Annotated in this window: 14 protein-coding genes; 3 read left to right on the forward strand and 11 right to left on the reverse strand. The window is 53.9% G+C overall.

Annotation, left to right across the window (positions count from 1 at the left end; translation table 11 throughout):
- Nucleotides 1-88 precede the first annotated feature (88 nt).
- Entirely contained in the window at nucleotides 89-904 is an 816-nt protein-coding gene (locus ABVN44_RS15195) for an AraC family transcriptional regulator (protein WP_023232396.1), read from the forward strand.
- Nucleotides 905-1,064: 160 nt separating this feature from the next.
- Here ABVN44_RS15195 and araD read toward each other — a convergent pair whose 3' ends face one another.
- From araD to yiaK, 10 genes are all read right to left on the reverse strand, one after another.
- Nucleotides 1,065-1,760 carry an L-ribulose-5-phosphate 4-epimerase gene (gene araD, locus ABVN44_RS15200; protein ID WP_023232395.1) on the reverse strand — a complete coding sequence of 232 codons (696 nt, stop codon included), beginning with the start codon at nucleotides 1,758-1,760 and terminating at the stop codon, nucleotides 1,065-1,067.
- Nucleotides 1,754-2,614: an L-ribulose-5-phosphate 3-epimerase gene (locus ABVN44_RS15205; RefSeq protein WP_023232394.1), complete on the reverse strand. Its 861-nt coding sequence runs from the start codon at nucleotides 2,612-2,614 to the stop codon at nucleotides 1,754-1,756. The genes araD and ABVN44_RS15205 overlap by 7 nt, the downstream gene beginning before the upstream one ends.
- Nucleotides 2,607-3,269 (reverse strand): 3-keto-L-gulonate-6-phosphate decarboxylase UlaD, encoded by a 663-nt coding sequence (gene ulaD, locus ABVN44_RS15210; protein WP_023232393.1) that lies wholly within the window; start codon nucleotides 3,267-3,269, stop codon nucleotides 2,607-2,609. The genes ABVN44_RS15205 and ulaD overlap by 8 nt, the downstream gene beginning before the upstream one ends.
- Nucleotides 3,266-4,762, reverse strand: coding sequence for an FGGY-family carbohydrate kinase (locus ABVN44_RS15215; protein WP_023232392.1), 1,497 nt, complete (start codon nucleotides 4,760-4,762; stop codon nucleotides 3,266-3,268). Before ABVN44_RS15215 ends, ulaD begins: the two co-directional genes overlap by 4 nt.
- Before the next feature lie 3 nt (nucleotides 4,763-4,765).
- A complete protein-coding gene (gene yiaO, locus ABVN44_RS15220; RefSeq protein WP_023232391.1) occupies nucleotides 4,766-5,752 on the reverse strand; it encodes a 2,3-diketo-L-gulonate TRAP transporter substrate-binding protein YiaO in 987 nt (328 codons plus the stop codon).
- Nucleotides 5,753-5,763: 11 nt separating this feature from the next.
- The gene (gene yiaN, locus ABVN44_RS15225) at nucleotides 5,764-7,041 is read right to left on the reverse strand and encodes a 2,3-diketo-L-gulonate TRAP transporter large permease YiaN (RefSeq protein WP_000301822.1); all 1,278 of its coding nucleotides are present in this window, start codon (nucleotides 7,039-7,041) and stop codon (nucleotides 5,764-5,766) included.
- A 2-nt stretch (nucleotides 7,042-7,043) separates the two neighbouring features.
- Entirely contained in the window at nucleotides 7,044-7,517 is a 474-nt protein-coding gene (gene yiaM, locus ABVN44_RS15230; RefSeq protein WP_023232390.1) for a 2,3-diketo-L-gulonate TRAP transporter small permease YiaM, read from the reverse strand.
- 138 nt (nucleotides 7,518-7,655) lie between these two features.
- Nucleotides 7,656-8,588: a DUF4862 family protein gene (locus ABVN44_RS15235; protein ID WP_023181758.1), complete on the reverse strand. Its 933-nt coding sequence runs from the start codon at nucleotides 8,586-8,588 to the stop codon at nucleotides 7,656-7,658.
- A 23-nt stretch (nucleotides 8,589-8,611) separates the two neighbouring features.
- Nucleotides 8,612-9,076 (reverse strand): YhcH/YjgK/YiaL family protein, encoded by a 465-nt coding sequence (locus ABVN44_RS15240; RefSeq protein ID WP_000576056.1) that lies wholly within the window; start codon nucleotides 9,074-9,076, stop codon nucleotides 8,612-8,614.
- A gap of 11 nt (nucleotides 9,077-9,087) precedes the next feature.
- Entirely contained in the window at nucleotides 9,088-10,086 is a 999-nt protein-coding gene (gene yiaK / locus ABVN44_RS15245) for a 3-dehydro-L-gulonate 2-dehydrogenase (protein WP_023232389.1), read from the reverse strand.
- Nucleotides 10,087-10,315: 229 nt separating this feature from the next.
- Between yiaK and yiaJ the strand changes: the two genes are divergently transcribed.
- Together yiaJ and ABVN44_RS15255 are read left to right on the forward strand one after the other, a co-directional pair.
- Entirely contained in the window at nucleotides 10,316-11,116 is an 801-nt protein-coding gene (yiaJ, locus tag ABVN44_RS15250) for an IclR family transcriptional regulator YiaJ (RefSeq protein WP_000081338.1), read from the forward strand.
- A 116-nt stretch (nucleotides 11,117-11,232) separates the two neighbouring features.
- Complete coding sequence (locus ABVN44_RS15255) at nucleotides 11,233-11,706, forward strand: 4Fe-4S dicluster domain-containing protein (RefSeq protein WP_001078811.1); 474 nt, start codon at nucleotides 11,233-11,235, stop codon at nucleotides 11,704-11,706.
- Nucleotides 11,707-11,742: 36 nt separating this feature from the next.
- Here ABVN44_RS15255 and avtA read toward each other — a convergent pair whose 3' ends face one another.
- Nucleotides 11,743-12,993, reverse strand: a complete 1,251-nt coding sequence (gene avtA / locus ABVN44_RS15260) for a valine--pyruvate transaminase (protein ID WP_023232388.1) — start codon at nucleotides 12,991-12,993, stop codon at nucleotides 11,743-11,745.
- Between the last annotated feature and the right edge of the window lie 49 nt (nucleotides 12,994-13,042).

Genomic DNA, 13,042 nt, shown 5'->3' on the forward strand with positions numbered 1-13,042 from the left:
AGATGGATCGAGTGAAAGGACTATTTTTAGTTAATAATCAAAAGCTAATATGAAATACGGTGCTGAATGAGCGGGAAATGACATATTAATGCTCGAATTATCCATGACATTACCGATTAAAGTCCAAAACGGCGGATTATTTATTTCTCGCGGCATTGGGCGTCATCCTGCCAGGCGTCTGCAATCGTGGGAAATTATATTTGTGGAAAAAGGCTGCCTGAAAATTCAGGAAGAAGAATGTGTTTTCTGTGTCGACGCCGGGGAAAGCCTGTTGCTTTGGCCGCATCGCCGCCATATTGGCGTTGAGGAGTTTCCCGCCGATCTTAAATTTTACTGGCTCCATTTTGAGGTCAAAGCGCCGGACAGCGACCCGCGCTGGCTGACGCATCTTTCCGTGCCGCAGCATACCCAGGTTGCCGATCCGCAAGCGCTGATTGCGCTTTTTCGCCAGTTTATGAACGAGCAGGAAAAGCACCAGCGCAGTCCGGCGCTGGAGTTCATCGTGCTGCTGATTTTGCAGCAGCTCACCGTTGACGCCCGGCAGAATGAAAACGCCGAGGCCGCTGGCGTGTCGCTGGCCTGGAAAGCGCAGCAGCTGATTCGAACGCACTATCACCTGCCGCTTTCCAGCGCGGTTCTGGCGAAAGAACTGCATTGCAATGTGGATTATCTGGGACGCGTTTATCGGCGGGTATTTCACCTTACGCTAACGGAAGCCATCCACCGCCAGCGGGTGCGCGAGGCGGAAAAGTTGCTGATTAGCGACGCGCGTTCGTTAAAAGAGGTGGCGGAACGGTGCGGTTTTAATGACGTTGGTTACTTTCGCCAGATCTTCCGCAAACACACCGGCCTGACGCCCGCCGCCTGGAAGCGGCGCTACAGTAAGGAACACGTTAATTCTTGAGTATAATCTTTGGCCCTCTGACAACGCGGTTGCAAACTGAATGCCCGATGGCGCTTTGCTTATCGGGCCTACAAGAGTTCATCATAACGTATTGATATTGCAAATCTTGTAGGTCGGATAAGGCGCAGCCGCCATCCGACACAGGCTGTGACTGCCGATATTACTGCCCGTAATAGGCATTCGCGCCGTGTTTACGCAGATAGTGTTTATCGAGCAATTCCGGTTGCATATCCGGCAACTGCGGGGCCAGCTGGCGCGAGAACAGCCCCATATAGGCACACTCCTCAAGCACCACGGCGTTGTGGACGGCATCGGCGGCATTTTTACCCCAGGCAAACGGGCCGTGCGAATGAACCAATACCGCCGGGATTTGCGCCGGATCGAGACCGCGCTCTTCAAAGGTTTTAATAATCACCTCGCCGGTCTGATACTCATACTCGCCGTTAATTTCCTCAACGGTCATCAGTCGGGTACAGGGGATCGCGCCATAGAAATAGTCGGCGTGGGTGGTGCCCCAGGCGGGCAGATCGAGCCCGGCCTGCGACCAGATCGTCGCATGGCGGGAATGGGTATGCACGATCCCACCGATCTGCGGATAGCGGCGATAGAGCGCCAGATGGGTCGCGGTATCGGACGACGGTTTTTTGTTGCCTTCAACGACCTCACCGCTGGCGATCTCTACCACCACCATATCGTCGGCGGTCATCACCTCATATTCGACGCCGGAAGGCTTAATGACCATCAGCTTGCGCGTCTCATCGACCGCGCTGACGTTGCCCCAGGTAAAGGTGACCAGCCCGTGCGCCGGGAGCGCGAGGTTTGCCGCTAGCACCTCGGCTTTCAGTTGCTCTAACATGTGAAACCTCCTTCCTGCATCCGTGATTCAATCCAGCGGCGGGCCTGGATAATTTCCAGCACCGGCTCACTGGATTTCTCTGTCCACATCTCAATCAGAAATGAACCGCGATAGTTCAGCTCATGCAGCGTTTTGAAGATGCCAACAAAATCAACGCATCCTTCGCCAAACGGCACGTCGCGGAACTGGCCGGGGCTGTCACCGGTCACCGGCAGCGTGTCTTTCAGGTGGATAGCGGCGATACGGTCAATCCCCAGCTTCAGCTCGGCGGTCACGTCGTTCCCCCAGGCGCTGAGGTTGCCGACGTCTGGATAAACGGTGAACCACGGTGACGAAAGCATCTCGTCCCACTTTTTCCACTTGCTGATGGAGTTCATAAAGGCGGTATCCATGATCTCCACCGCCAGCATCACCTGCGCCGCTGCGGCCTGTTCCACCGCCCACGCCAGCCCTTCGGCGAAACGTTGCCGGGTGCCTTCGTCGTGCTCTTCGTAATAGACGTCGTAACCTGCCAACTGGATGGTGCGGATACCGAGATCGCGCGCCAGGCGAATGGCTTTGGTCATGATTTCACGCGCCCGCTGGCGTACCGCTTCGTCGCGGCTGCCAAAAGGGAAGCGACGATGGGCGGAGAGGCACATCGACGGGATGGCGACGCCGCTTTCCAGCATCGCGTTCACCAGCGAAGCGCGTTGGGCCGAGGTCCACTCCAGGCGTGAGAGACGTTCGTCGGTTTCATCCACCGACATCTCAACAAAATCAAAACCGCAGCTTTTTGCCAGCACCAACCGCTCTGGCCAACTGAGATCTTTCGCCAGTGCTTTCTCGTAAATACCTAATGGATGATTACGCATGCTTTTCTCCCCAAATGGCGTCAATTTGGGCGTGGAATTCGGCTGCGACCTGCGCCGGATGGGCGGCACCCGCCAGCGCACGTCCGGCGATAAATGCCTTAACGTTAATGTCGCGGAACAGCGGCAGATCCGCTGGGGTAATGCCGCCGGTAATCGATAGTTCAAGGCCGATGTCGGACAACGCCTTCATACGCGCCAGGTCCGCTTCTCCCCACTGCTGCCCGCTGGCCTGCGCGTCGCGTCCGCGGTGGTAAATCGCCTGGCGAACCCCGACGCGATACCAGTCTCGGGCGTCGTCCAGCGTCCAGTTGCCGAACAGTTCTATTTGAATTTCACCGCCGCAGGACTGGGCAACGGCGTGGCCTTTCTCGACCGTGGCGAGCGGTGCGGCGCAGATGATAGTCATCCAGTTGGCGCCAGCGCCAAAAGCCTGCTGCGCCAGGGTTTCACCGGCATCGGCCACTTTCCAGTCGGCGACGATGATTTTTTCCGGGCACTGCGCTCGCAGGGCTTTCACCGCGCTAAGGCCTTCGGTTAAACAAAGGATGGTTCCGGCCTCAACGATATCGACATGATCCTGTAGCAGGGCGACATCGCGTTGGGCTGCTTCCAGACTGGTGTGGTCGAGCGCCAGTTGCAGTAATGGTCGGCTCATAATGCGTGCTCCTTAATACGGGCGTGATAGCCCTGTAGTGCTTCAATCAAATCCTGGTATTGGCGGTATTTGCGCTGGTAGAGGGCGTGTGCGGTCATGTCCGGCAGCAGCGTGCGCACCGGGTGCTGCAGGTCGCGTTGGGCCTCGCGGAAATCGCGATATACGCCGGTGCCGACGCGGGCTGCCAGCGCCGCGCCGAAGCAGCCGGTCTCCTCCACCTGCGGCAGTTCAATGCGTAAACCGCTGACGTCCGCCAGCATCTGCATCCAGACGTCGGAGTGGGCCGGGCCGCCGGTAACGCGCAGGGCGCAAACGTCGGTAAAACGTTCACGCATGCGGTTGAGGTGGGTCATATGGCTGAACACCACGCCTTCATAAATCGCCTGCAGCAGGTGCGCGCGGGTGTGCAGCGCCTGCATGCCGTAAAAGCCGCAGGTCATCTCCAGTCCGGCATTGCTGCCGTAGAGAAACGGCAGAAAAAAGAGGTCGCTACCGGCTTTCGGCAGGCTGGCGACCGCCTGATTGATCTCGTCAAAAGAGAGGTAGCCCCACTGGGCGGTAAACCATTCAAGGTTGCCGGAGGAGGTCGGGCTGGCTTCGTGAACGATATACTGCCCGTCATTGACGTAGCGGCCATAGACGTAAGGGTGGGTCTCATGGTCGCGCAGGCCGTGAGCGATGCCGCTGGTGACGGCCCAGGTACCCATCACCGCATTGAGCGTTGATTCATCCTCAATACCGGCGCAAAGGGCGGTGGAAACCACGTCAAACAGGCCGCCGACGACGGGGGTACCCGCCGCCAGACCGGTGATGGCGGCTGCCTGAGCGGTGATCTCCCCGCATATTTCGGCTGAACCCACCACGGGGGGCAGCGCGCTGTCGATTTCACTGATGCCCAGCCACTCGGTCAGAAGCGGGTCGTACTGGCCCGTCGCCATGTTGTAGAGGTTGGACTCGGAGATGTTGCTCTCCTCACAGCCTTTCACGCCGGTTAAGCACCAGCGCAGATAGTCATGCGTCATCATGACGCAGCCTATCTGCGCGTAGCGCTGCGGCTCATTCTCTTTTACCCAGCGTAAAAGGGAGACCGGATGCCCGGTCCACAGGGTTTGCCGGGTCAGCGGGTAGAGTTTTTGCGGAACCGCTTCTTTTTGCCAGCGCTGGACAATTTCCATGGCGCGACGGTCGGAAGAGAGTATCGCTTTACCTAATGGCCGATCGCTTTTATCTAACAGGAACAGGCCCTTGCCCTGAGCGGAAATACCCAAACCGCGGATTTGTGAGCCGCTCACCCCCGTGTGCGCCAGCAGTTTGCTGATGACCGAGCCGCACTGTTGCCACAGTTCGGTCATATCGCGTTCAACCCAGCCTGGCTGCGGGCTTAAAGCGTGCAGCGGCAGGCGTTGCACCGCTACTTCCCGGCCTGCGCCATCGTACAACCCGGCTTTTAGCCAACTCCCACCACAATCTAACCCCAGCCAGTAGTTGCTCATGACTTATTGCACCTCGTCCACGGCTTTCAGGAGGTCAGCGCCCTGCGGGTTGTCTTTCAGGAACATATCGCGCACCTGGCTGCCCAGCGCATCGCTGAAGGCTTTACGGTCGATATCGGTCAGGACTTCAACTCCGGCTTCTTTCATGCCATCGATAATTTTTTGCTGATCTTCGGCGACCAGTTTGCGCTGATAGTCACCCGCCTCTTTGGCGGAACTCAGCAGTGCCTCCTGGAACTGCGGGCTTAAAGCGTCGAATTTGGCTTTATTGATCACCAGCAGCAGAGGCGAATAGGCGTGATGAGTGAGGGAGAGGTATTTCTGTACCTCATAGAATTTCGCTGACCACACGACGTTGATAGGGTGTTCCTGGGCATCAATTGTACGGGTTTCGAGGCCGGTATAGACTTCGGAGAATGGCATCGGAATAGGGTTCGCGCCGAAGATTTTAAAGGCCGCGATATTCATTGGGCTGTTGTTAGTGCGGATTTTTAAGCCTTTCAAATCGTCCGGCGTTTTTACCGGCGCGCGGGAGTTGGTGACGTCGCGCCAGCCGTTTTCCCAGTAGGCGAGGACTTTTAACCCTTTTGAATCGAGTGATTTTTTCAGTTCATCGCCGACTTTACCGTCGAGCGTTTTATGCGCATGCGCGGTATCGCGAAACAGGAAGGGGACATCAAGTAAGTTGAATACAGGGGCCAGACCGGTGAAATTGTTCGAACCGGACATTTCCATATCAATGGTTCCGCCGCGCACCCCGCTGATCATTGCCTGGGCGTTACCTAATGTGCTGTCAGGAAAGAGTTTTAGCGTTAATTCGCCGTTGGTTTTTTCTTTTAATAATTCGTTAAATTTTTTCGCGGCAATATGTTGGGAGTCAGTTTGCGGTGTTTCATAACCAAAACGTAAAGATTGCGCCGCCAGAGACGACACGCTGAAAACCGTCAGACCAGCTATCAATAATGAACGAGCAATAACGTGTAATTTCATAATATTATCCTTTAATTAATCCATTTAAGCGGTGTGATAATTAGCTCGGGAATAAAAATAAATAAAACCAGCAGCGACATCAGTACGACAACGTAAGGGAATACGCCTCTTACCGCGTCATCAAATTTCAATTTTGCTACCCCGGAAATAACGTTGAGGACGTTGCCAACGGGCGGTGTGATTAATCCAATAGAGCAGTTAATAATGAACATGACGCCGAAATAAATCGGGTCAATATTGGCTTCTTTAACTAATGGCAATAATACAGGGGTAAGAATTAACACCGTTGGCGTTAAATCCATCACCATACCGACGACCATAATTGAGATCATAATGACGATAAATAAGAGTCGCGGAGAGTCGACCAGCGGCTGCAGCAAATCTGACACCATCATGGGTAATTCCGCGATCGTAATCAGCCAGGCGGATACCTGGGCCGCGGCCACCAGAAACATGACGACTGACGTCGTTTTGGCGGCATTGACCAGCACGTGGTAGAGACTGGAAAACGTTAATTCCCGATAGATAACCACGGCGACAAACAGGGCGTAAAACGCGGCGACCGCCCCTGCCTCCGTTGGCGTGAAAAGTCCGGAACGGAAGCCGCCGATAATAATCACCGGTAAAAACAGCGCCCAGATACCTGAAACCAATGATTGCCAGATTTCACGCGGTGTTGCTTTGGGCTGAGAAGGGAGATTTAATCGCCCGGCCTGCCACCACCAGGTGAGCATAAGCGCCGCGCCCATCATGATGCCCGGTGCGATCCCGGCCATAAACAGCTTGCTGATCGACAAGCCGCTGGAAACGCCGAAGATAATAAAAGGAATCGAGGGCGGAATAATTGGCGCAATGATCCCGCCGGAAGCGATTAACCCAACGGAGCGGTTGATCGGATAGTTTGCGGAACGCATCATCGGCACCAGCAGCGCGGCGACCGCAGCGGTATCTGCTACCGCAGAGCCGGAAAGGCTGGCCATAATCATTGCCGCAATGACGCCCACGTAGCCCAGGCCGCCGGGCTTATGGCCGACCAGCTTCATCGGCAGGTCGACAATTCGCTTTGACAGGCCGCCCGCGTTCATGATTTCACCGGCCAAAACAAAAAAGGGAATGGCCAGCAGGGAGAAACTGTCCGCGCCGTTAACCAAGGTTTGCGCCATAATCTGCACGTCAAACATATCCAGGTATGCCATCAGAGCAGCGCCGCAAAGCAGCAGCGACCAGGCGATGGGTAAACCTATCGCGATCCCGCCGAGCAGGCAGCAGAGAAATATCACCACGGCCATGATTAGGCTCCTTGCTGTGGTTGTTGAAAGGAATCGTTACGCGTTATTAAGTGATAAAGCCGACGCAGCTCGATTAACGCGATGGCAACGCTTGTGGGCAGACAGGCGATATACATCAGGCCGATCGGTAAATCGAGGATTGGCGAGTGATCGCTCCAGTCCTGCAACGCTTTTTGCAGGCTGCCCCAGCCTAATGCGAGGCATAACAATAAAATCAGCGAATGCGTCAGCAGCGAGAGACGACGCTGATTCGCTGGCGAAAGTTTTTCCACCACAAAAGTGACCTGAACGTGAGCGTTATCCATAAATGCAACGATGGCGCCAATAAACGTCAGCCATACAAATAGATAACGTGATAGTTCATCTACCGACAAAATACTGCTCTCAAAACCGTAACGTAAAATAACGTTAATAAATACAATGCAGGAAAGTACGGCAATTAATACCGCAAGTATGCCCTCAAGTACCCGCTTCATAACGACTCCATCAGGTTATAGAAACTTATCTCTTTCGATGCTGAATAGTGGAACTTAATTTCTTATGTTTGGTTTATATTAGGTCGGCGCAACGTTGAGTTGCAGGCCGAGGATTAAGGTGATGATGTTTAATTCAGGTTAGCGGCGTGTGGCCTTTTTCATCATGTTAATACCATCGCGTAATATATTTATGCGGTGATTAATATCGGCGCTGGCATTGATTTCCAACAATTTAATACCGGTAAACTGCAACAGTTCGGGAGCGGCGGCGGTAATGAGTTCTTGAACATGTTTCTCCGTCATCAGACTTTGTGGACAGAAAGGTGCAAACGGAGCATGGAGGTCCTGCCATTCGCCGTATTCTCCATCCAGCGTTGTACCGGAGAACATCAGCGCCCCGAGTTTTCCAGCCTGTTTGGCCTGCTGCGTGTGGATCAGTGGTAGAGAGGTATCCCGCCCTTCAATAGCCGAGCGCGCCCAGTTAATACAGACGCTTATGTCATAGTCGGCAATAGTTTCCAGTACGTTTACCAACGGTAAGAATCCTTTGCGCGGTGCGGGGCCGGTCATCGCGTCGCAGTGTTCAAGCACCAGGTCGCAGGACCAGTCCCAGTTGGCAATCTCTTTTAATGAGCGCGCAAAGGCGTCGGTTGCCTGCGCTACGTTCGGATTGCCCGCCAGTGGGGCGGCATGAAGCTCAAGGGCTATAACTTTGCCGGGGGTTTTCGCATTGAGTTTATTTATCTTCTGATAAAGATGACGGTAGTATTCCACGCAGGCTTTACGCTGTTCCTCGTCACTGGACGCTAATCCAAAACCGCCGTTTTCGCTACGGCGGCGCATGGTTTCCATTATCGCGGTGACCACGATTTGCCAGTTTCCCGGTGTATGGCGCAATAACCACTCGTCGCCGAGCGGGTGAAGATGTTCAAGACAAGGCTGCTCCAGCCCCCGGATATCCGGAGTATCAGAGAGTTGCCGCCAGAATTCCGTCTCTTCCTCTTCACTCTTCTGGTGAAATGAGGGTGCACAAGGGTACGCACCGATAATATAACCGGTATTATTTTTCATTTTGTGCTCCAGTAAACTCTATTTTATAAAACGTCTATGGCGACTTTTACGACTATTTTCCGTATCGGCGTAGCAATGCTTTTATTACAACCGGGACGATGAACATCCTGCGGGAAAAACAGGGCATAACTTCCCGGTATCATTTCAATGAATGATTCATGTTCACTGTCGTGATAAAAAATAATATCGCGCTGTTCTAATAATGACTCGCTGATTTGATTATTACCGGTATCAATGGCAACTCCAATTTTCTCTTCGCCCCATGCCAGAAACTGAATATCCAGATAGCGGCGATGGACTTCCGGACGATTTTCAGCAGCATCGCGGGTGGTCATATCGATAATCTGCGCGAAGATATTTTTGCCGTCGATTTCCACTACGCCGGGTTCGAGCGTGCGAAAGTCCGTATTACGCAGGAAATCGAGCGCCTGCTCTATGGCCGACGGTAACCGGCACGGATCAGGCTGCGCGATATGTCCAAAAATCATGATGTGGCTCCTTACAGCGCCTGAATTTTAGCCCAGACGCTGTCGTCAATGGTGATACCGTGACGGCGGTTGTCATCCAGCAGTTTGGTAAATTCGTGGCCGGGCAGCCGAATCGCGACGTTGTCGTCGGCGCGTTCAGCGGTGGTGATGAAATCCATAATCCGCTGCAGTTTGGCGTCGCGGGTTGCACCATCGATCAACTTATCCACTTCTATGGCGATGAAAATCTGCGAAACGCCATATTCATCGCTGTTTTCCTGGGTCACTTCGGCAACGGAAGAGCCGTTGGAAAGCAGGGTGGCAATCATGTCCAGCACAATCGACAGACCAGATCCTTTCCAGTAACCCATCGGTAAAATGCGGCGATTTTTCTCGATAACGCCCGGTTCTTTGGTCAACTGACCGTTATCGTCGAAACCGCCATCCACCGGCAGTTCGCGGCCCGCCAGACGGTTAACTTCTAACATTCCGTAGGAGAACATCGACATCGACATATCCACCATCGTGATCGGCGTAGACGGGATGGCGACGATCAGCGGATTGGTACCGATACGACACTCTTTCGCGCCCCACGGCGGCATGACGGCGATGGAGTTGGTCCAGCAAATGCCGATATAGCCTTTTTCCGCCGCCTGCCAGCCGTAGCTGCCGCCGCGCATCCAGTGGTTAGCATTACGTAACGCCACCAGGCCAATACCATGATTGGAAGCCAGCTCGATGGCCCGGTCCATCATCTTTTTCGCCGTCAGGTTGCCGATAGCGCGCTGAGCATCCCACTGTTCGATGGCGCCGAGGCTGGTAACCCGCTGCGGTTTAGCATCAGGAATAATGTCGCCGTTATCCAGTTGCTGAATGAAGCGGGGAAAGCGGTTCACGCCGTGGGAATAGACACCGGACTCGGTGGTGCGAGCGAACATTTCCGCGCACTCGTCGGCGGTATCTTCCGCAATATTCCGCGACCGCAAGACGCGGTAGAAGGCCCCTTTTAACTCTTCGAAAGCTACTTTCATCCCTGTTCTCCTGGTCGATTGTTAGAAATTTTAGTATGTTTTTTTGTCGATAAATTTCATAATGCGAAATGTAGTTCCAAATATATAGATCAAAAATTGACATGGCAACGCCAGAGAAGGTTTTTAAAAACGATTAAAATCATTGGGTTATGTTTTTTATGCTGATATCGTGAACTGCAACACACTTTGAGCTACCATCTGATCGCCCAAGAAAGGAGAGAGTTTTCTGATGAGCCAGAACAACGATAAAGAGAAGCCTGCGGGGAGTCAGAGCCTGTTTCGTGGCCTGATGTTGATAGAAATTTTGAGTAACTACCCGAACGGTTGCCCGCTGGCGCACCTGTCGGAGCTGGCGGGGTTGAACAAGAGTACCGTCCATCGTTTGTTGCAGGGGCTTCAATCCTGCGGATACGTGACGCCAGCGCCGGCGGCCGGAAGCTACCGTCTGACGACAAAGTTTATTGCCGTCGGCCAAAAAGCCCTGTCATCGCTGAATATCATCCACGTTGCGGCACCGCACCTTGAGGCGCTCAACCTGGCCACCGGCGAGACGGTGAATTTTTCCAGCCGTGAAGATGATCACGCTATCCTGATTTATAAGCTGGAACCGACCACCGGTATGCTGCGCACGCGTGCCTACATTGGCCAGCATATGCCGCTGTACTGCTCGGCGATGGGGAAAATTTATATGGCGTTTGGTCAGCCGGATTATGTGGCGTCTTACTGGGAAAGCCATAAAGATCAGATCCAGCCGCTGACTCGTAATACCATTACCGATTTACCAGCAATGTACGATGAGCTGGCGCAAATTCGTGAAACCAGCATGGCGATGGATCGCGAAGAAAATGAACTGGGCGTTTCCTGTATTGCTGTGCCTGTGTTTGATATTCACCATCGAGTGCCTTACGCCATTTCTATTTCACTGTCGACGTCACGGCTAAAACAGATCGGCGAGAAAAATCTGCTCAAACCGTTGCGTGAAACCGCACAGGCTATCTCTAATGAGCTGGGATTTACCGTTCGCGAATAAGACAGCTCGCCAGGTTTTATCAGGCATCTGACAAAATTTGTCCGTTTGCGTAGTGGGATCAAAGCGGCGGGGAATGGCTCTCTGGCATTCTGGCGTTTTAACGCAGGGGGAGAACAATGAACCGGTTTATTATGGCGGATGCGTCGGCGTGTATCGGGTGTCGTACCTGCGAGGTCGCCTGCGTGGTGTCGCATCAGGAGCAGCAGAATAGCGCGGCGGTGACGACGGCGGACTTTGTGCCGCGTATCCGGGTGATAAAAGAGGATTGCTTCACCACGGCCACGGTCTGCCATCAGTGTGAGGACGCGCCGTGCGCGAATGTCTGTCCGGTACAGGCGATTCGCCGTGATCGGGGGCATATCTTCGTGACGCCATCGCGCTGCATTGGTTGTAAAAGCTGTATGCTGGCTTGCCCGTTTGGCGCGATGACCGTGGTGGCGTCCGCGTCAGGCGCGCAGGCGATTAAATGCGATCTTTGCTGGCATCGGGAAGCGGGGCCGGCGTGCGTGGAAGCCTGCCCGACCAGTGCGTTACAGTGCGTTGACGCAGCACACGTGCAGCGCCAGCGCCTCTATTCTCAACCTTTCTGAACGTCGTTCCGGCCTGCATGATGGCCGGAATAACCGTCAGCCTTCACGCCAGGCGCGTTCTATCTCTTCTGCAAGAATTTTTACGCCCGCCTCGATTTTGTCCGGTTCAGGCACGTAGTTCATCCGCATACACTGGTGTGTGTGCGGCCAGGGTTTATCCAGTCCGGGAAAGAAATAGTGGCCCGGCACCATCAGCACGCCGCGCGCTTTCAAGCGTTGATAGAGTAGCTCGGTGGTAATCGGCAGATCTTTAAACCACAGCCACAAAAATATTGCGCCTTCCGGTTTATGAATCAGGCAGCGTTCTTCGGATAAATAACGACGAATGATCGCGATAGTCTGTTGAACGCGCTGATAGTAGAAAGGTTTGATAACCGTTTCCGACAGCCGCAGCAGATCGTTACGCTTAATCATTTCGCACATCATCGCCGGACCCATGCCGCCGGGCGCAAGGCTGATAATGCCGTTCATGTTGGCAATGGCGGAAATCGTCTTATCATTGGCGATGATAATCCCGCAGCGGGAACCGGGCAGCCCCAGCTTCGAGAGGCTCATGCATAGGATAATATTGGGGTTCCACAGCGGGCGCGCCTCGCTAAAGATAATGCCCGGAAACGGTACGCCATAAGCGTTATCAATCACCAGTGGGATGTTGTGCTGATTCGCCAGTCTGTCCAGCTTCATCAGCTCTTCATCGGTGATAACGTTACCGGTTGGGTTGGTCGGGCGCGAGACGCAAATCATCCCCGTTTCTTCGCCGATGTGCAGATGCTCAAAATCGACGTGATACTTAAACTGGCCTTCCGGCAGCAGTTCAATATTTGGGCGCGCCGAAACGAAGAGGTCGTCTTCCAGACCGGAATCTGCATAGCCAATGTATTCCGGCGCAAGCGGGAATAGTACCTTTTTCGTACTGCTGTCGGCGCGACGTCCGGCGAAGAGATTAAATAAGTAGAAAAACGCGCTCTGACTGCCATTTGTCAGCGCAATATTCTGTGGTTCGATATCCCATCCCAGCGTTTCACGTAGCAGTACGGCCAGTGCATTCAGTAGCGCCGTTTTTCCCTGGGGACCGTCATAATTACAAAGCGCATCAGCGGCTTTGCCGCTTTCTACCATCTCTGTCAGTAGCGTCTGGAAATAATCCTGCATTGCAGGGATGTGTGCCGGGTTACCGCCGCCAAGCATGATGGCGCCTGGCGTGCGTAAGCCGTCGTTGAGATCCTCCATCAGGCGGGTAATGCCTGAATGGCGGGTAAATTTATCGCCGAAAAGTGAAAATGTCATAACGGGTGATCTATCGAACTGTCTGTCAAAGTGGATAACCATAACGCTA

Origin of the sequence: Salmonella sp. SJTUF15570 (assembly GCF_043357055.1) — a bacterium.
In the GTDB taxonomy this organism is placed as follows: Bacteria; Pseudomonadota; Gammaproteobacteria; order Enterobacterales; family Enterobacteriaceae; genus Salmonella; species Salmonella enterica.

Bases quoted from the DNA above. Each gene is read 5' to 3' on its own strand.
- yiaM (WP_023232390.1), bottom strand. From the start codon at position 7,517: ATGAAGCGGGTACTTGAGGGCATACTTGCGGTATTAATTGCCGTACTT.
- ABVN44_RS15255 (WP_001078811.1), top strand. From the start codon at position 11,233: ATGAACCGGTTTATTATGGCGGATGCGTCGGCGTGTATCGGGTGTCGT.
- ABVN44_RS15195 (WP_023232396.1), top strand. From the start codon at position 89: ATGCTCGAATTATCCATGACATTACCGATTAAAGTCCAAAACGGCGGA.
- ABVN44_RS15240 (WP_000576056.1), bottom strand. From the start codon at position 9,076: ATGATTTTTGGACATATCGCGCAGCCTGATCCGTGCCGGTTACCGTCG.
- araD (WP_023232395.1), bottom strand. From the start codon at position 1,760: ATGTTAGAGCAACTGAAAGCCGAGGTGCTAGCGGCAAACCTCGCGCTC.
- avtA (WP_023232388.1), bottom strand. From the start codon at position 12,993: ATGACATTTTCACTTTTCGGCGATAAATTTACCCGCCATTCAGGCATT.
- yiaK (WP_023232389.1), bottom strand. From the start codon at position 10,086: ATGAAAGTAGCTTTCGAAGAGTTAAAAGGGGCCTTCTACCGCGTCTTG.
- yiaJ (WP_000081338.1), top strand. From the start codon at position 10,316: ATGAGCCAGAACAACGATAAAGAGAAGCCTGCGGGGAGTCAGAGCCTG.
- ABVN44_RS15235 (WP_023181758.1), bottom strand. From the start codon at position 8,588: ATGAAAAATAATACCGGTTATATTATCGGTGCGTACCCTTGTGCACCC.
- yiaO (WP_023232391.1), bottom strand. From the start codon at position 5,752: ATGAAATTACACGTTATTGCTCGTTCATTATTGATAGCTGGTCTGACG.
- ABVN44_RS15215 (WP_023232392.1), bottom strand. From the start codon at position 4,762: ATGAGCAACTACTGGCTGGGGTTAGATTGTGGTGGGAGTTGGCTAAAA.
- ulaD (WP_023232393.1), bottom strand. From the start codon at position 3,269: ATGAGCCGACCATTACTGCAACTGGCGCTCGACCACACCAGTCTGGAA.
- yiaN (WP_000301822.1), bottom strand. From the start codon at position 7,041: ATGGCCGTGGTGATATTTCTCTGCTGCCTGCTCGGCGGGATCGCGATA.
- ABVN44_RS15205 (WP_023232394.1), bottom strand. From the start codon at position 2,614: ATGCGTAATCATCCATTAGGTATTTACGAGAAAGCACTGGCGAAAGAT.